The 16,708-nt window shown below is 63.7% G+C and carries 13 protein-coding genes and 1 pseudogene; 2 read left to right on the top strand and 12 right to left on the bottom strand.

Annotated elements, in window-relative coordinates; genetic code table 11:
• Positions 1 to 5 precede the first annotated feature (5 nt).
• From AC066Y_RS02340 to AC066Y_RS02325, 4 genes are all read right to left on the bottom strand, one after another.
• On the bottom strand, positions 6 to 410 hold the full coding sequence (locus tag AC066Y_RS02340) for a hypothetical protein (protein WP_478272472.1): 405 nt from the start codon (positions 408 to 410) through the stop codon (positions 6 to 8).
• Complete coding sequence (locus AC066Y_RS02335) at positions 410 to 1,993, bottom strand: hypothetical protein (RefSeq protein ID WP_478272471.1); 1,584 nt, start codon at positions 1,991 to 1,993, stop codon at positions 410 to 412. Before AC066Y_RS02335 ends, AC066Y_RS02340 begins: the two co-directional genes overlap by 1 nt.
• Positions 1,994 to 2,074: 81 nt before the next feature.
• Positions 2,075 to 3,940: a sigma-54-dependent Fis family transcriptional regulator gene (locus tag AC066Y_RS02330; protein ID WP_478272470.1), complete on the bottom strand. Its 1,866-nt coding sequence runs from the start codon at positions 3,938 to 3,940 to the stop codon at positions 2,075 to 2,077.
• Positions 3,941 to 4,055: 115 nt separating this feature from the next.
• Positions 4,056 to 5,084: a DUF1254 domain-containing protein gene (locus tag AC066Y_RS02325; protein WP_478272469.1), complete on the bottom strand. Its 1,029-nt coding sequence runs from the start codon at positions 5,082 to 5,084 to the stop codon at positions 4,056 to 4,058.
• A 109-nt stretch (positions 5,085 to 5,193) separates the two neighbouring features.
• On the opposite strand from AC066Y_RS02325, the gene AC066Y_RS02320 reads away from it, so the two are divergent.
• Complete coding sequence (locus AC066Y_RS02320) at positions 5,194 to 6,081, top strand: LysR family transcriptional regulator (RefSeq protein WP_478272468.1); 888 nt, start codon at positions 5,194 to 5,196, stop codon at positions 6,079 to 6,081.
• 109 nt (positions 6,082 to 6,190) lie between these two features.
• On the opposite strand, the gene glgX is transcribed toward AC066Y_RS02320, so the two are convergent.
• The 6 genes and pseudogenes from glgX to radC form a co-directional block, all read right to left on the bottom strand.
• Complete coding sequence (gene glgX / locus AC066Y_RS02315; protein WP_478272467.1) at positions 6,191 to 8,305, bottom strand: glycogen debranching protein GlgX; 2,115 nt, start codon at positions 8,303 to 8,305, stop codon at positions 6,191 to 6,193.
• Positions 8,306 to 8,507: 202 nt separating this feature from the next.
• The gene (locus tag AC066Y_RS02310) at positions 8,508 to 9,869 is read right to left on the bottom strand and encodes a tetratricopeptide repeat protein (RefSeq protein ID WP_478272466.1); all 1,362 of its coding nucleotides are present in this window, start codon (positions 9,867 to 9,869) and stop codon (positions 8,508 to 8,510) included.
• Between the two features lie 72 nt (positions 9,870 to 9,941).
• A pseudogene (locus AC066Y_RS02305) lies at positions 9,942 to 10,106 on the bottom strand (JAB domain-containing protein); the annotation flags it as partial.
• Positions 10,107 to 10,372: 266 nt separating this feature from the next.
• Positions 10,373 to 10,885 carry a molybdate ABC transporter substrate-binding protein gene (locus AC066Y_RS02300; protein ID WP_478272465.1) on the bottom strand — a complete coding sequence of 171 codons (513 nt, stop codon included), beginning with the start codon at positions 10,883 to 10,885 and terminating at the stop codon, positions 10,373 to 10,375.
• Positions 10,886 to 10,907: 22 nt separating this feature from the next.
• On the bottom strand, positions 10,908 to 12,302 hold the full coding sequence (locus tag AC066Y_RS02295; RefSeq protein ID WP_478272464.1) for an alkaline phosphatase family protein: 1,395 nt from the start codon (positions 12,300 to 12,302) through the stop codon (positions 10,908 to 10,910).
• A 442-nt stretch (positions 12,303 to 12,744) separates the two neighbouring features.
• A complete protein-coding gene (gene radC, locus AC066Y_RS02290; RefSeq protein WP_478272463.1) occupies positions 12,745 to 13,458 on the bottom strand; it encodes a RadC family protein in 714 nt (237 codons plus the stop codon).
• 124 nt (positions 13,459 to 13,582) lie between these two features.
• Here radC and AC066Y_RS02285 point away from each other — a divergent pair, with 124 nt between their 5' ends.
• Complete coding sequence (locus tag AC066Y_RS02285; protein ID WP_478272462.1) at positions 13,583 to 14,302, top strand: DNA-3-methyladenine glycosylase I; 720 nt, start codon at positions 13,583 to 13,585, stop codon at positions 14,300 to 14,302.
• Positions 14,303 to 14,314: 12 nt separating this feature from the next.
• Here AC066Y_RS02285 and map read toward each other — a convergent pair whose 3' ends face one another.
• Complete coding sequence (map, locus tag AC066Y_RS02280; protein ID WP_092122802.1) at positions 14,315 to 15,139, bottom strand: type I methionyl aminopeptidase; 825 nt, start codon at positions 15,137 to 15,139, stop codon at positions 14,315 to 14,317.
• 169 nt (positions 15,140 to 15,308) lie between these two features.
• Positions 15,309 to 16,625, bottom strand: coding sequence for a mechanosensitive ion channel family protein (locus AC066Y_RS02275; protein ID WP_478272461.1), 1,317 nt, complete (start codon positions 16,623 to 16,625; stop codon positions 15,309 to 15,311).
• Positions 16,626 to 16,708: the final 83 nt, after the last annotated feature.

Here is a 16,708-nt window from a genome sequence, read left to right as displayed (position 1 = left end):
AGCAGCTACTTGAGCCACACCAGCAGCGGGACAGGCGCGCGGCCCTCGCAGGACAGCGTGCCCTCGTAATTGTGCGTCTTGCGGGCACTGTAGGTGCAGGGCGCGCCGTCCAGCACCAGTTCGGCCGTGACCTGCGAATCCGTGCCCGTGAATTGCAGCCGGATCTCGCCGGCGCGTTCCTCGGGTCCATCCTGGGCGCAGATTCCGACATGCTTCATCTTCAGCGGTCCGGCGAACTGCTTGCGCGCATCCGGTCCGCTTTCGGTGAGATGCCCGGTCAGCTCCCATTCGCCGAGCACGCCGGCCTGGCCGAGGATCTCCATCGCGCCAAGTGGCCGCACGTGGCAAAGACAGAGCGCAACGGCGACGAGCAGCGCCGCACCACCGTTGCGCCATGTGGTCACCGGCATCACAGCTTGCTTCCGGTTGTCTGGCGCAATTCGATCAGCTCCGGCCGCGATAGATCCGCATCCGCGGTGAGCCGGGCGATGTGATCGGCACATTCCCGGGTCTTGGCCTGATCGCCGGCCGCCCTGGCACTCTTGATCATCCCGACATAGGCCGCCAGCCGGTTGGGCTCCTTCTTGAGCACGGCCTCGTAGGCGGCAAGCGCGTCGGCGGCCTTGCCGCGATCGAGCAGCATGGCGGCGTAGAGCTCGCGCGCCGGCGCGAGCGGCCCCGGTGTGACGGGATGCTTCTCGGTCTTGTCTTCCGCCTCCGCGGCGGCATTCATCGCGCCGAGCGCCTCGTCGTATTTGCCTTCGGCATATAGCACCCAGGCGCTCGCGATCTGCTGCTGGATGTCGACGATGTTCGACCAGTAGGCGTCCTTGGCGTCCTTCAACTTGTCGCGCAGCTCGACGAGCTTGGCGATGTCGGCCTTGGCCGCGGCCGGATCACCGGAGCGCGCTGCGCCGACCGCCCGTGCGAAATATGTGATGGCGTCCGCGTAAGCGTACTTGGTCGGACGGACTACAAGCGCCGCAGCGCCCTTCCAGTCGCCGCGTTCGAACACATAGCGGGCCTGGCTTGCCGCCACCGCGTAAGGCCCGGCGAACCGATCCTGCTTGAACTCGAGCTTGCCGAGCTCGTCGACCACCGCGCGCGCCTCCTTGTCCTGGCCCAGCTGGAGATAGGCATAGACCAGATAGTCCATCGCGTGCGCCTGATCCTGCTGTTCGCCGTCTTCCTTGGCGATGCGCGCGGATTCCTTGTTCGAGGCGATCGACTCCTTCCAGTAGCCGACGCGCGTGAAGATGTGCGACGGCATGTGCTGGGCATGCGGCGCGCGTTCGGCGATCTTCGCATAGCGCATCGCCGCGGGCAGGCCCTTCTCCGCGAGTGCTGGATAGTCGTAGAGATGGATCAGATAGTGGGCGATGCCGGGGTGCTCGGGCTGGCGCTTGAAGATCGGCTCGAGCAGCGCCGCACCTTTCAGCTGGTTGGCATAGGTCTTGTCGCTCGGGGATGCTGCGACGTTGAGCGTGATCGCATAGGCGATCTGCGCCTCGTCATCGTCGGCATAGTGCGTCGCGACCTGCTCTTCAGCCGCGAGGAATCTCTGCACGCGGGTGCGGTGATCGACCTTGTCATAGTCGACATACATCGCCGCGATCGCATCGATGTATTCGCGCTCGCGCGGAGTGCTCGCGCCCAGCGCCTGGCCTTTCTTCACGGCTTCGAGGCCGAGCGGAAGGTTCTCCGGCGGCGGCGGGCCGTGCGGATTGTAGAGATAGCTGAGCGCGATCCCCCAATAGGCGATGGCGCATTGCGGGTCGGCCTCGAGCACCTCCTCGAAGGTGCGTCGCGATGCGCTGTACCAGAACGAATGCTGATACAGCATGGCGCGATCGAACGCCTCCTGCGCTTCCGGTTTGCAGGATGTCGCAAAATGGACTTTGCCCAATCGTTGTTCAGTAGAATCCGAGGCGGCAGGCTGCGAAATGGTCGCGGCAAACAGGCCAACGACCACTGCGAGGGGAAACCGTGTCATGGGACCCGCTCCGTGGCGTTGAATGAAAGGCGTAGGATAGCACCTTTCCCGCACGGCCGGAACAACAGGTGCCGTTCTGATCTAGCCGTCCAGCTCGATCCCTAACGCCTTGATCTTCCGGTACAACGTCGCGCGGCTGAGCCCGAGCGCCTTGGCAGCGTTCGTCACTCTTCCGTCATTGGTCCGCAACGCATCGACGATCGCGGCGCGCTCGGCCGCCGCGTGATCGGCCTCCACATGGCGGGTGCCGAACGGCGGCAAATCGAGATCGGCCTCGGTGATGACGCCGCCCTCGGCGGTGGCGCCTGCGAGCCGCAGCACATGGCGGAGCTGGCGCATGTTGCCGGGGAACGGATAGGCCATCAGCTGCGCCCAGGCATCGGGCGCGATCCGGCAGAGCGGCGCTTCCTCGTCGGCGATCTGCACGATGATGTCCCTGCGGTCGGTGCGTTCGCGCAAGGCGGGCAGCCGGATCTCCATGCCGCGCAGCCGGTAATACAGGTCGGAGCGGAAGCTGCCGTCCTCGGCCATCCGCGCGAGGTCGCGATGGGTGGCGCTGATCAGGCGGATGTCGACGGCGACGGGCTTCAGCGCGCCGAGCGGCCAGACCTCGCGGTTCTCCAGCACGCGGAGCAGACGTGTCTGCAGCGACAGCGGCATGTCGCCGATCTCGTCGAGGAACAATGTGCCGCCAGAGGCCTGCACGATCAGCCCTTTCGATCCCTCGCGCCGCGCGCCCGTGAAGGCGCCGGCCTCGTAGCCGAACAGCTCGGCGTCGATCAGGCTCTCCGGCATCGCCGCGCAGTTCAGCGCGACATAGTTGCGGCCGGCGCGATTGCTCGCCGCATGGATCGCGCGCGCGAACACGTCCTTGCCGGCGCCGGTCTCGCCCCGCAGCAGGATCGGCAGATCGAGATTGCCGACTGTCATCAGCCGCTTCACGCCCTTGATCAGCACGGGATCGCGCCCCGCCAGCCGGTGCAGGCCGGAAAACTGTCCGGCCGGCGCCTCGCGCGATGGGGCCGGCGGCAGGCGGGAGACGCGCGCGCGCACCGGCGGCGCGAGGTAGCCGCGGCCCCACGGCGTGCCGTCGGCACGGCGCAGCGTGACCGGTTCGTCCGCGGAATGCGTCGCGCGATCGTCCAGTTGAACCAGGCGCGACAGGTCGATGCCGTCATCGATCATCGCATCGGTCAGCCCGAACTCGCCGCGCGCGGTGCGGCAGGCGCCGACGACGCGGCGGTCGTCGTCATAGGCGAGCATGCCGTGGCCGTCGCCGGGCAGCGTCGCGATCCATGAGGCGCGGTAGCGCCGGCGGAAGAACGACTGCTCGATCCGCCGCGTCGCTTCCGCGGTGACGGCGAGCGCCAGTTCATGCGCGCTGCGGCCGAGATCGCTGCGGCACGATGAGATGTTGACGGCGCCGGCGAGCCGGCCGGCATGATCGAACAGCGGCGACACCGCGCAGGTGAACATGTGCCACTGCTCGCGGAAATGCTCGTCGCCATGCACGATGATCGGCCGCTGCTCGGCGAGCGCGGTGCCGAGCCCGTTGGTGCCCTCGAAGGTCTCGGCGAAGTTCGAGCCGGTGTAGATCTTCCACTCCAGGAACATCCGCGCGTAGTCGCCCCCGGGCAGGCGGCTCACCAGCATCGTGGCGTTGGGATCGGCGAGGTTGACGCAGTAGCCGGAGTCGTGGAGCAGGCGGGCAAGATCCTCAAGCTCCGGGATCGCGACCTGGATCAAATCCTCCATCGGTTCGGCGATATGCCGGACCTCGGCTTCGGTCAGGGTCTGCGGCGGCCCGCGCCGGGCCGGATCGAGGTTGTGATTGACCACGCAGCGCCGCCAGGACGCAGCAATCCGCGCCTCGGTGTCGACGCCGGCCAGCTGATTGGCCGCCGATAAAACACGGGCGACGTGATTCGAGGCCGAAAGATTGGCCATCCAGAGGTCTCCACCCCTAATTTTCCGCGAAGTCTGGCACCCCGACGGCGAATGTCAATTGGCCGACGGGGTCGCGGGGAGGGGACCTTGGAGGGATCATTACATCGGATGCGGCTCAATCCGCAGGCCGCGCCTCGGGAAATCTCCAGTTGCCATCGAGAACGTCGGGCCGCGGTTGAAACAGCCGCACCGTGTAATTCCACCCCTGCGTGATCGGCAGGCAGTTGGCGACCTTGCCGTCGCAGCCGCCGAACTGGATGGTGGTCGTACCATCGGCGGCCTTCGCGGCGGTGATGCTGTTCACCGCATAGAGGTTGGCTGGGTTCGGCTGCAAATAGCCGTCACTGTTGTAGACCGTGAGCGACCAGAAACCATCGACGGGAACGTTCTTCACCGTCAGCGTGTGGACCGTGCTGCCGTCGTTGCGCGCCGGCGTGACCGGGAGATAAAGCGCGTCCTTCTCGGGATTGCCGCCCCACAGCATGGCGCTGCCGATCAAATGCTTCACCGGATCGACCTGGTGCGCGTCGGCGCCGAACATGCGCCGCGTATCGGAGACCGTGGTGCCGAGCTGCAGCAGCGCCGCCTTGACCTTGTTGAGGCTGGCTTCATCCCAGTTCGGAATATCGAACGTACCGGGGCGCTGCTGGTTCGATACAATTGCGTCTTGCAGCGCGTGAACCTGCCGGATCTCTTCGCTATCAGAGAAATCGACCAGGAAGCGGAGCACCGCAATGGCATAGCGCGTGCCGATCGCCTCGCGCGTCAGGGTGTGGCTGCCCGCGCCGTAATAGACACCAGTTGTGTATTGGTCCTCATTGACGATCTGCATCGCCATGAAGCGCCTGGCGCCGTCCGGCAGCGTGATCGTCACCGGCCCGGCATCGAGATCGAAGATCGCGAACGAGTACAGCGTGTCGCGGTTGGGGCGGACGATGCCTTGCTGCACCGGTGGTGCAAGCTCGCGGCCATGACGGAATTTTCCGAAGCCGCCGCCTTTGACCACGCCGGCGAAATAGACGTCGGTTTGTGCCCGCGCGTAGTTCGCGACGGTGACGGGTTGCGGCGGTGACGCTGGTGTTTGGGCCGATGCGGCCGAACTTGCGAGCGCGAATGTCATGGCTGTCAGGATGCTCGTTTTCATAGGCTCTCCGGAGGCGAGGTCCCTCATGGCCGGAGAGGTAGGCCAACCAGATATGAAAATGAATGCCTACGATTGGCAACAAGCCTTCCAGATATGATAGGCTGCTCGCATGGATCTCAACGCGGTCAGGATGTTCGTCGCGGTCGTTCAGGCCGGCAGCCTCTCGGCGGGAGCCGCCCGCCTCGACGTTCCGCTGCCGACCTTGAGCCGCCGGATCAGGGACCTCGAACGGCAGCTCAAGGTCCAGTTGCTGGAGCGATCGGCGCGCGGCGCGAAACTGACGGATGCCGGCACGCGGCTGCACGAGCGCGCCGTCCAGGGCATCGAGCAGCTGCTGGAAGCCGAGCAGGCCGTCGTCAACGACCAGATGCAGTTGAAGGGACGTTTGCGCCTGTCGCTGCCGCAGACATTCGAGCCGTGGTGGGAGCTGCTGGCCGCCTTCCAGCAGCGCTATCCGGACATCCAGGTTCACCTCTACTCGACCGAGCGTCGCGTCGATTTGGTCGAGGACGGTATCGATGTCGCGCTTCGGGTCGGTGCGATCGTTCACGAGGCGATGGTGGCGCGCCGCGTGCTGTCGTTCCGCAATGTGCTCGTGGCCAGTCCGCGCTTGGTCAAGCGCTTCGGGCAACCGAAAGATCCGGACGCGCTACGTCACCTGCCGTGCGCGGTATGGGCATCGCGGATCGACACCCAGGTGCGATGGGAGCTGGGCGGGCATGTGGTTGAGCCCAAGGCTGTGCTGTCCACCAACGACTATCATCATTTGTGCACCCGCGCGCTGCGCGGCGACGTGGTCACGGAGCTGCCGCCCTTCCTGGCAGCGGCGGCGATCCAAGAGAAACGCCTGGTCCGGTTGCTGCCGCAGCATCCGCTGCCCGAGTGGTCGCTCAATCTGCTCTATCCGCCGCACCGTCACCAATCGACCATCGTGCGAACCTATCTGGATTTCTGCCAGGGCTATCTGCCGAAGATCGTTCAGGCCTGCACGGTCTGAGTGGAGCTGCACGCCAGCCGCGGCGAGCAACTTTGTAGGGCGGATTAGCGAAGCGTAATCCGCCATCCGTGGTCGGTTTGCGGCGGATTACGCCTTCGGCTAATCCGCCCTACTTGATCTCACCGGCCGTGAGCAGCACGAACGAACGCCCGGCCGTCTTGTAGGTGCCCCCGAACCCAAACTGCGCGCCCGCCGGTTCCTCCGGCGCGTTGGTATCGAGCAGCAGCGACCACTGCGGGCCGGCGGACGTCGGCGGCAGCTTGAAGTCGACCTCGCCCTCGTAGCTGTTGAGGATCACAAGCACGGTGTCGTCCTCGCCCGCGCGGGCGATGGCGGTCTTGCGGGCGCGGCCGTCGAGCACGACGCCGAAGCATTTGATCCAGCCGGTGGTCCAGTCGGCCTGTGCCATCTCCACGCCCGAGCTGTTGATCCAGACCACGTCGCGGATCTCAAGCTGGGAATCGCGATCGCCGGAGAGGAAGCGGCTGCGGCGCAGGATCGGATAGTCGCGCCGCAGCTTGATCATCCGCCTGGTGAAGGCGAGCAGCTTCTCGGCGTCGTCGGAAAAATTCCAGTCGAACCAGGAGATGTCGTTGTCCTGGCAATAGGCGTTGTTGTTGCCGCGCTGGGTGCGGCCGAACTCGTCGCCGCCGAGCAGCATCGGTGTGCCCTGCGAGGCCAATAGCGTCGCCAGCATGTTGCGCTTCTGGCGTTCGCGCAAAGTGCGGATCTCGGGGTTGTCGGTCGCACCTTCGGCGCCGCAATTCCAGGAGTGGTTGTCGGACGTGCCGTCGTTGTTGTGCTCGCCGTTGGCCTCGTTGTGCTTGTTGTTGTAGCTCGCCCAGTCGTTCAGCGTGAAACCGTCATGCGCGGTGATAAAGTTGACGCTGGCCCAGGTGCGGCGGCCCTCGCGGTTGAACACGTCGTGCGAGCCAAGCAGCCGCGGCGCGAGCGCGCCGGGCGCCGCCTCGCCGCGCCAGAAATCGCGCACGGTGTTGCGATACTTGTCGTTCCATTCCGCCCAGCCCGGCGGGAAGCCGCCGACCTGATAGCCGCCGGGGCCGCAGTCCCAGGGCTCGGCGATCAGCTTGACGGTCGCGAGCAGCGGGTCCTGGTTCATCGCCTTGAGAAATCCGGACTGCTCGTCGAAGCCATAGACCTCGCGCGCCAGGATGGTGCCGAGATCGAAGCGGAAGCCGTCGACATGCATGTGGCCGGCCCAGTAGCGCAGGCTGTCCATCACCAGCTGGATCACCCGTGGATGCGACAGGTTCACCGTGTTGCCGGTGCCGGTGTCGTTGATGTAGTAGCGCCTCTTGTCGGGCAGCAGCCGGTAATAGCTCGCATTGTCGATGCCCTTGAACGACAGCGTCGGGCCGCGCTCATTGCCTTCGGCGGTGTGGTTGTAGACGACATCCAGAATGACTTCGAGCCCGGCGCCATGCAGCCGCGACACCATCTCCTTGAATTCGCGCAGGCTGTTCGGCACGTCGGCGGCATAGCGCGGGTCCGGCGCGAAGAAGCCGATTGTGTTGTAGCCCCAATAATTGGTGAGGTGCTTTTCGAGCAGATTGCTGTCGTTGATGAAGGAATGCACCGGCAGCAGCTCGACCGAAGTGATGCCGAGCGCCTTCAGATGATCGATCGCCGCGTTCGCGCCGAAGCCGGCATAGGTGCCGCGCAGGTTCTCGGGGATGCCCGGATGCTGTTTGGTGAAACCCTTGACGTGGGTCTCGTAGACCACGGTCTCGTCCCAGTGCACGTCCTGCCGCTGCGCTTCCTGGACCCAGTCGAAATTGGGATCGACCACCACGCATTTCGGCATGAACGGCGCGCTGTCGCGCTCGTCGAAGGTCAAATCGTCGCCGGTCTCCATCTTGTAGCCGAACACCGCCGGATTCCAGGTCAGGCTGCCGGCATGGGCACAGGCATAGGGATCGAGCAGCAGCTTGTTCGGATTGAACCTGTGGCCGCCGTCGGGCTGGTAGGGGCCGTACACGCGATAGCCGTAGAACGTGCCGGGCTGTACGCCGTTGATGAAGCCGTGAAACACCTGGTCGGTATATTCGGGCAGCTCGAAGCGATGCGTCTCGCGCTCGCCGTCGAACAGGCAGACCTCGACCTTGGTGGCGTTGGCGGAGAACACCGCGAAATTGGTGCCATGGCCGCTCCAATGGGCCCCCAGCGGATAGGGCAGCCCTTCCTCGATCACGAAATCGGACATCGGTCCCCCCAGGCTTGCGACGAAGCCATCCTGGAACTGGCAAATCAACCTGCAACAAACGCCGCCGCGCGGAAAACGTTGCATTGGCTAGTTTAGCGGCAGTTGTCATGGATCGTGTGACGCAAGGGCAGGCCGAGGGCGGCGCTTGCATCAACCGCACCCCCTTCAAACTCGCATGCCTGTTCGTGCCAGGATGATCGCACTAGTTGCCCGTCAGCAGCGCAAACCGCCGTCGGTCGATCCGCTCGCGCGCCGATTGTCCCGCTGCAGCGCAAAGATCGGGTGCATAAAGCTGGCAGCTTCCGCGTTCTGCGATCGCCTTGTCGATCATGTCCAGAAGCTGGGCAGGCGCGATGTCGGGAGACGCGGCAATGCGACCGGCGACGACGTGCTTTTCCATTGTCTCGTGCTCAGCGTGATCGATATCGGGGTTGCGCCAACAATTTGCGCACATGATCCTGAAGCTCTCCGAGTTCGAAGAGATCACGGCGTCCCCGTCCAACTCTTCGCTGATGTCGGCCAATTGCCGTGCCGTCTGCTGCGTGCCCGCGAAAGCGAAGAACTGGTAATTCCGGCGCAGCAGCGTTGCCAGATGCGGGAAGACCGGTATCTGCTGCTCGCCATAGGTGTGATGCGTGATCGGGGCGCCGTCAATGAGGATGACGTCGCCATAGTCGACGCCGAGATCGCGGTACAGCACGCTGCGGATAATGCCATGGCACGGACTCAACCGTTCGATCCAGACGGTCTCCTCCTCGCCTGGGTCATCACGATCTGCCGTCCGCTCAGCAAGGGGACGCGCGGCAAGCCTCACCTTGCAAGCCGGATATCCACCCTCCGGCAACCCAAAGCGTCCAGGCTTGATCTTCTGCTCCATGCGCTTCCACACGCCCAACGCGGTCGCGGCGTCCCTTGCGCCCGTGGCGCAGATGCCGAGGTTCCATTCGGTGCTGTCGACAGCCTCTTGTGACAGGCTTGCAGCGGCGCGGTTTGCCGCCACGCCTTCGGCGAATCTGCCGCGCGTCTTGTAGAACAACCCCAAATTGTAATGATATGCGCTCTTTTGCGGATCGATTCCGATCAGTCTCCGAAGACTGTCCTCGGCGATCGCATCGTGCTGGCGCGCCATCATTCGCGCCGACGTGGCGAGCCCGCGCAGGACGAGCTCCTGTTCAGGCTGCCCCTCGTAGCGCCTAGCGAGGCGGCCCAGCTTTGCGACCATCGTCTGAAATACCGGGTGTTCCGGCGGCGGCGCATTCAGATCGTCGATGTCGCGAACGGCTTCGAGGCACAGGCCGAGCCTCGAGAGGATAGCGATGTCGTCATCGTGGGCGTCGGCTATCTCCGCAAGAATGTCGGCCGCCTCTTCCCTCGCGAGGCTTCGTTCGTCGACAATCCATAACAACGCCATCGCGGCCTCAGGCTGGTGGCGCTGGGCCTTTCGTAGCGGTTGGATCTTCTGCGATGCAGCCTGCCTGCGGTCCGCCTGTCCTTCTGCAACGGCGTCACGTGCAATCGCGTCGATCTCGTCGAAAGAGAGAACCGCGCTGGGACCATTCGACATGATCATCTCCGTGGAGGCGCCTCGATGTGGGCAGGGACCGGCGGTGGTGTGACGCGTCTCAACGCGGCGAGACTACATCAATTTCATGCCCTTCAGACTGGTATGCCCGTTCTTGCCGACGATGATGTGATCATGCACGGCGATGCCGAGCGGCTTTGCGATCTCGACAATCGCTTTCGTCATCTGGATGTCGGCCTGCGACGGCGTCGGGTCGCCGGAGGGATGGTTGCGCAGCAAACCACTTTGCGGGCTATCGCTTTGATCCCGGGGGATTTTTACTGTCGCTCGCGAGGAGAGGGGACGGCGATTGGGATCGGTAAGAAGGGCCTGTTCGTGATGATCCCGCAGCATGCTGCACGCCCACGTTAAGTCATTTTCGCTCACGGCGCGTCATCAATTCTGTTGAGCAAGAGGTCTGCTTGTCCCGTTTTGCCGATATCTTGCCCTCGCCAGCCGATGTCGCCTAAGGCCATTTGCCGACGTTTGGGGCATTCCGATCAGCCTTATTCCAGCCCTTTTGATTTCAGGATCGCAGTCGCCTTTGAAGAAGTGAGAAAATCGACGAAAGCCTTAGCCGCTGCCGTGTCCTTCGCATTGACCGGTATGGCCGCCGTAAAGATGATGAAGCTCTGGATTTCAGCGGGAACGGGTCCGACGAGTTCTACACCAGGCGCTTGGAGAATCTCGCTTATCGTAGCGAGACCAATTTCCGCATCGCCGCTCGCAACCAGTTCGAAAATTGGCGCCGAAGACACCTGACTAGGTTTCGGGGTGCCGGCACGTATAATCTTCGGGTTCATGTCCGTGCTAATGCCAAGTTGTTCAAAGACGTGAGGTTGGTAAGGGTTCGTTGGCCCGCGGCTTTGCGAATTGAAGGAGGCAATCGAATGGGCTTTCAGAAAAGCGTGCTTGAACGCGTCAACCGAACCAATGTCCGGCTTTGCAGCGCCTTTTTTACAAATACACCAAAGCCTAGTTGATTCACTCCGAAGGCCATCACGCGCCCCCCGCCACAAATACGGCGGTTGCGCCGACGGATCAGTGGGCGGGGCCGTACAGGTCGAGGCTGTTGAGCAGGTCGTTGGCGTGGGCGTCGCGTTCCCCCAGAGGCGTCAGACCGTAACGGACCTCGATCATCTTCAAGATCGAGGTGGTGTCGTAGAACGTGTGATCCACGAAGCCGCGTCGGGCGAACGGAGAAATGATCAGGGTCGGGACGCGTAGTCCAGGCCCCCACCGATCCACGACTGGAGGCGGCACATGATCCCAGAAACCACCATTCTCGTCATAGGTCACAACGATCACCGTGTTGGACCACAGCGGGCTTTGTTCGATCTTCGAAATGATGTCGGCGACGTGCTGGTCTCCCGACGCGACATCGGCGTAGCCAGGATGCTGGGTCTTGGGCCCAATCGGCTTGTAGAACGCCACAGCCGGCAGGCTATTGCTCTCGATTGCCTTGATTAGGTCGGCCTCGTCCTTCAAGTGTTCGCGCTTGGCCTCAGTGCCGTCCGCGTACTGCTTGAAGTAAGCAAAGGGCTGGTGAGGGAACTGGAATAACGGGTCCGCGTTGCCGGCCAAGGCATCGTTCCAGCCACTGGAGTACCAGGCCCAGGAGATGCCCTTTTCCGTGAGGCGGTCTCCGATGGTCGGCATTGTCTCAGGGGGCATCAGCAGACTGGCATCCTTCACACTAGAGGGATGGGGCGCATACACTGTGAAGACCGTAAACACGACCCGGCCGTCCGGCGTGACCGCGCCGTCCTTGACCAGGTTACCCTTCTCATCCAACACCGCTCGAATGGCCGGCGGCGCGTTGTCGAAACGCGGTGTGCAAGCGCAAATCAGCCAAAAGTGGTTCAGCAATGAGCCTCCGAATGCTGCGTGGAAAAAGTTGTCGGCCAGCGTGTAGCGCTCGGCATAGCGGTACAAGGCCGTCTGACTTGTGTCATGGTAGCCCATGGTCAGGCCCGAGCCGGAAATGGCGACAAAGCGGTCCATCTTTCCGTCATGGATCTGCTGTTGCTGCCGATAGTAGCTGCGCACTAGGTCATCCGCGTGCTTCTCGTGGATCGGCACGTAACGGTCTATAAGAAACGGCGCGTTGGGAAGGTCCGCGGGAAAGCGTTTGTCAGGCTCAGGGGGCTTGGTGCGATCACTCATTACCGGCGGAAAGGTGACGTAAACCTGCCCTTGCGGATCGGTCTGCGTCGCCGTCTTGCTGGCGTCCTGCAGTCCGTTGGCTCCGGGGAAATGGCCATACAGGTTATCGAAGCTACGGTTCTCCAAGTAGATGACCAAAATGTGCTCGATCCGCTCCGGCCCCCGTGTCTGTGGGTCTGCCGCCCACGCCCATTGGTCTACGGCGGCCAGCAACGCAAGGCCCAGCCCGGGGGCAATGAGGTGCCATCGCTTTCGTACTGACGATCTCATGTGCAGTTCCTCCTTTTTCAAGGGATAGGAAAGTCACAGGACGAAAGCACGACGAGTGCAACCTGATGATACCACACCGGTCACGATGGTCTAGGGCGTTGAAATCGGTGAGGAGACGAGAGCTGCAATCAGCTCTTCTGCGCTGCGTAGAGCTTCAGCAACACAGACGGATGATACGAGGGGCAGCCAGCCGCTTCGGGGCCCTTGCTGAAACCAAAGCTCGGACAGGTCGAGTTCGTCGACAAAAACATCGATCACCGAACTGGATTGTCCTCCCCGCTCGATTCGATCACTCCGCTGGCTTAGCGTAGGCGACACGCGGCCCTTTCGAAGGTCCGTTTCGCGTCAAAGTGAGAAACGGCATGCCGGGCAAATGACTTCCGCTTTATCCCAAACACCGATATTAAACGGGGTCTGCAACAGTGGGCGGCTTGCCCAGGCGTCAAATCAGCTTCATACCCTTCAAGCTCGCGTGCCCGTTCTTGCCGACGATGATGTGGTCGTGCACGGCGATGCCGAGCGGCTTTGCGATCTCGACAATCGCCTTCGTCATCTGGATGTCGGCCTGCGACGGCGTCGGGTCGCCGGAGGGATGATTGTGCACCAGGATCAGCGCGGTCGCGGACAGTTCGAGCGCGCGCTTGATCACCTCGCGGGGGTAGACCGGGGTGTGATCGACGGTGCCGGTCTGCTGCACCTCGTCGGCGATCAGCTGGTTGCGCTTGTCGAGGAACAGCAGGCGGAACTGCTCCTTGTCGGCGAACGCCATGCTGGTGCGGCAATAGTCGATGACGTCGTTCCAGGACGACAGCGCGATGCTGCGCTTGATCTCGCCCTTGGCGATCCGGGCCGCTGCCGCGGCGAGCAGCTTGAGCTGATTGATCGAGGCATCCTTGACACCGTCGACCTCGCGCAGCCGCGCCACCGGCGCATGCACGACCTCGGCGAAGGAGCCGAACTTCTTCAACAGCGCCTTGGCCAAGGGCTTGGTGTCGCGGCGCGGGATCGCGGCGAACAGCGCCATCTCCAAGAGCTCGTAATCGGTCAGCGCGTCCGGCCCGGCGGCGTAGAAGCGCTCGCGCAGCCGTTCGCGATGGCCGTGATAATGCGGCGTCTCGTCGGTGTCGTCGTTGCTGGCGTCGGGTTTGGCGGGCATCGGTCACAACCATGCCGTGCCTGCCGCGTTTTGCAAGGGGCGATGCAATGTCCCGGTTTGCCACCGCGCGACGGGCGAATTACCGTTACCTGCAACGTTCAGGATCAAAAAGGGGGAGGGCGGCGTGACATCATTCAAGGTGATCCGCTCGCGCGCGGAGAAGCGCAAGGGCGGGCCGAAGGCGCTCGAGAAACTGCTGCGGCCGCCGGCGGGCGCCAAGGCGCTGGCAAAGCTCGGCGACGACCGCGTGCTGGCCGAGATGACCAGGCGCGCGTTCTGCGCGGGTTTCGCCTGGAGCGTGATCGACGCCAAATGGCCGGGCTTCGAGGATGCATTTCTCGGCTTCCAGCCCGCCAAGCTCGCCTTCAAGCCCGACGAATATTGGGAGAAGCTGACCAGCGACACCAGGATCGTGCGCAACGGCGCCAAGATCATGTCGGTGCGCGACAATGGCCGCTTCGTACAGGAGATCGCGCGCGAGCACGGCAGCTTCGGCAAATTCCTCGCGGGGTGGCCGTCATCGGACGAGATCGGGCTGCTGGATCTGCTGACCAAGCGCGGCAGCCGGCTCGGCGGCAACACCGGGCAGATGCTGCTGCGCTTCCTCGGCTGGGACGGTTTCGTCACCTCGCGCGACGTCGTCGCCTGCCTGCGCGATGCCGGCCTCGATATCGCCGAGGAGGTCAAGTCGAAGCGCGATCTCGCCAAGGTGCAGGCGCAGTTCAACGCCTGGGCGGAGGAGACCGGGCTATCCTATCTGCATCTGTCGCGGATCTGCGCGATGTCGGTCGGCGAGAACCACACGCCCGAGGAGATTGAGAGGCGTACGCGGAGCGATTATTGATCGCGCCGCCGCTTACACCTGAACCCACGGCTTCTCGCCGTGGCGCTCGGACAGCGTGAAGATCTCGACGCCGTCGGCGGTGACGCCGACCGAGTGCTCGAACTGCGCCGACAGCGAGCGGTCGCGGGTCACCGCGGTCCAGCCGTCGGACAGGATCTTCACATGCGGCTTGCCGAGATTGATCATCGGCTCGATGGTGAAGAACATGCCGGGCTTCAGCGGCGCGCCTTCGCCGGGGCGGCCGATATGGATGATGTTCGGCTCGTCGTGGAACAGGCGGCCGAGGCCGTGGCCGCAGAAGTCGCGCACCACGCTCATGCCCTGCGGTTCGACGAAGCTCTGGATGGCGTGGCCGATATCGCCGGTGGTGGCGCCGGGTTTGACGGCGGCAATGCCGCGCATCATCGCCTCATAGGTCACCTCGATCAGCCGCTCGGCCTTCCGCGCGATGGCGCCGATCGCATACATGCGGCTGGAATCACCGTACCAGCCGTCGACGATGAAGGTGACGTCGACATTGACGATGTCGCCTTCTTTCAGCGGGCGGTCGCCCGGCATGCCGTGGCAGACCACGTGATTGATCGAGGTGCAGGTCGAGTAGCGATAGCCGCGATACATCAGCGTCGCCGGATAGGCGCCGTGGTCGAAGGCGAACTTGCGGACGAAGTCGTCGATGACCGAAGTCGGGACGCCCGGCTTGACGATGTCGGTGAGTGCGTCGAGGCATTTCGACACCAGGGCGCCGGCCTTGCGCATGCCGGCAAAGCCGCTCGGTCCGTGCAGCTTGATCTGGCCGGTCTTGCGAAGCGAGGTGTCGGTGGCGTCGATATAGCTCATGGTCGGGATGTTTCTGCGGGCAAGGGGCTGATTTCAGACCCTAATTTAATGATCGGCGCGCCCGGCGCAAGCCAAGGTTGGGCATGGGGACAATGCTCAAACGGCTTGATTTTTCGGGCCAAATCCGGAACAGCCGCGGCCGCTTGTCCGAAAAAGCCGCACGGAGGCGCTAGCTGGAGACCTCGACCGCGCTCTCGACCGGCAGCGCGCCGCCGCGGATCCGGAGTTCCCGCACCGGGTAGGGCACCTTGATGCCCTGCTGCTTGAAGGCATCCCACAGCGACAGCATGACGTCGCTCTTCACATTGTCCATGCCGTCGGGATCGGCGATCCAGAAGGTCAGCGAGAACTTCATGCCGAGCTCGGCGAATTCGGTCAGGATGCAGTTCGGCGGCTTGCCCTTGAGCGCGCGGGCGTGGGCCGTCGCGGTATTGATCGCGAGCTTGCAGACCAGCCTCGGATCGGCGTCGTAATTGGCGGCGAAAGCGATCTTCACCAGCGTATTCTTGTCGGTGTAGGTCCAGTTGGTGACCTTCTGCGTCACCAGGTCCTCGTTCGGGATCAGGAACTCGCGGCCGTCGCCGGCGGCGACCGAGATGTAGCGGGTCTTCATCGCGCTGATGCGGCCCTGGCTGTCGCCGATGGTGACGAGGTCGCCGGGCTTCACCGATTTGTCGACCAGCAGGATGATGCCCGAGATGAAATTGGCGACGATCTTCTGCAGGCCGAAACCGATGCCGACGCCGACGGCGCCGGACAGCACCGCCAGCGCCGACAGGTTGATCCCGACGGCGCTCAAGGCAATGGCGACCGCGACCACCATCAGGCCGATGCGAATGATCTTGACCAGCAACACCTGGATCGACGGGGTCAGGTCGGTCGAGCGGGTGATCTGGCCGTCGATGAAATTGCTGGCGATATTGCTCAGCCACAGCGCCAGGATCAGCACCGCGCCGGCCTTGATCAGCAGCAGCGGCGTCAGCCGCAGACCGCCCACGACGACCGCGAACGAATCCAGCGTATCGGCCGCCCAGTCGAGCTGGCCGATGATGCTGAGGGCGGCGACCACCCAGGCCGCGACCGAGACCAGTTTGACGATGAAGGCGTTGTCGATCACCGAGGTCACGAGGCGGATCACGAGCCAGGCCAGCGCCAGCTTGGCGGAGACTGCGATCAGATAGCTGCGGCTCGGCCAGGTCGCGTGCCACATCACGATGCGCGAGATCACCATCAGGATCGCGAACACGGCGGTGGAGGCGCTCGATACCATCACGCGGGCAAAGTGCCGGAGCGGCAGCGGCCAGCGGCTCGCCAGCGACGACATGTTGACCCGTGCATGAATGGCGGTATCGGCGGCGTAGGCGAGGCCCGCGGCCGCGAGGATGATGCCGAACTGCAGATAGAACCAGGGCGAGGCGATCTCGGCGCCGACCGAGCGCGCTGCCATTTGGATCGATTCCAGGACGTCCTTCCAGCTCATGTCCATCGGCAAAATCTCAACTTGAAGCGCGGGTCAGGCAAATGTGATTCGAATGCCCACGCAGATTCCCACAAAGGCGCGCACGCGAC

It is taken from the genome of Bradyrhizobium sp. USDA3010 (genome assembly GCF_056429065.1).
This window is presented reverse-complemented; position numbering and strand designations above follow the sequence as displayed.

Bases quoted from the DNA above. Each gene is read 5' to 3' on its own strand.
- AC066Y_RS02340 (WP_478272472.1), bottom strand. From the start codon at position 410: ATGCCGGTGACCACATGGCGCAACGGTGGTGCGGCGCTGCTCGTCGCC.
- AC066Y_RS02335 (WP_478272471.1), bottom strand. From the start codon at position 1,993: ATGACACGGTTTCCCCTCGCAGTGGTCGTTGGCCTGTTTGCCGCGACC.
- AC066Y_RS02330 (WP_478272470.1), bottom strand. From the start codon at position 3,940: ATGGCCAATCTTTCGGCCTCGAATCACGTCGCCCGTGTTTTATCGGCG.
- AC066Y_RS02325 (WP_478272469.1), bottom strand. From the start codon at position 5,084: ATGAAAACGAGCATCCTGACAGCCATGACATTCGCGCTCGCAAGTTCG.
- AC066Y_RS02320 (WP_478272468.1), top strand. From the start codon at position 5,194: ATGGATCTCAACGCGGTCAGGATGTTCGTCGCGGTCGTTCAGGCCGGC.
- glgX (WP_478272467.1), bottom strand. From the start codon at position 8,305: ATGTCCGATTTCGTGATCGAGGAAGGGCTGCCCTATCCGCTGGGGGCC.
- AC066Y_RS02310 (WP_478272466.1), bottom strand. From the start codon at position 9,869: ATGTCGAATGGTCCCAGCGCGGTTCTCTCTTTCGACGAGATCGACGCG.
- AC066Y_RS02295 (WP_478272464.1), bottom strand. From the start codon at position 12,302: ATGAGATCGTCAGTACGAAAGCGATGGCACCTCATTGCCCCCGGGCTG.
- radC (WP_478272463.1), bottom strand. From the start codon at position 13,458: ATGCCCGCCAAACCCGACGCCAGCAACGACGACACCGACGAGACGCCG.
- map (WP_092122802.1), bottom strand. From the start codon at position 15,139: ATGAGCTATATCGACGCCACCGACACCTCGCTTCGCAAGACCGGCCAG.
- AC066Y_RS02275 (WP_478272461.1), bottom strand. From the start codon at position 16,625: ATGGACATGAGCTGGAAGGACGTCCTGGAATCGATCCAAATGGCAGCG.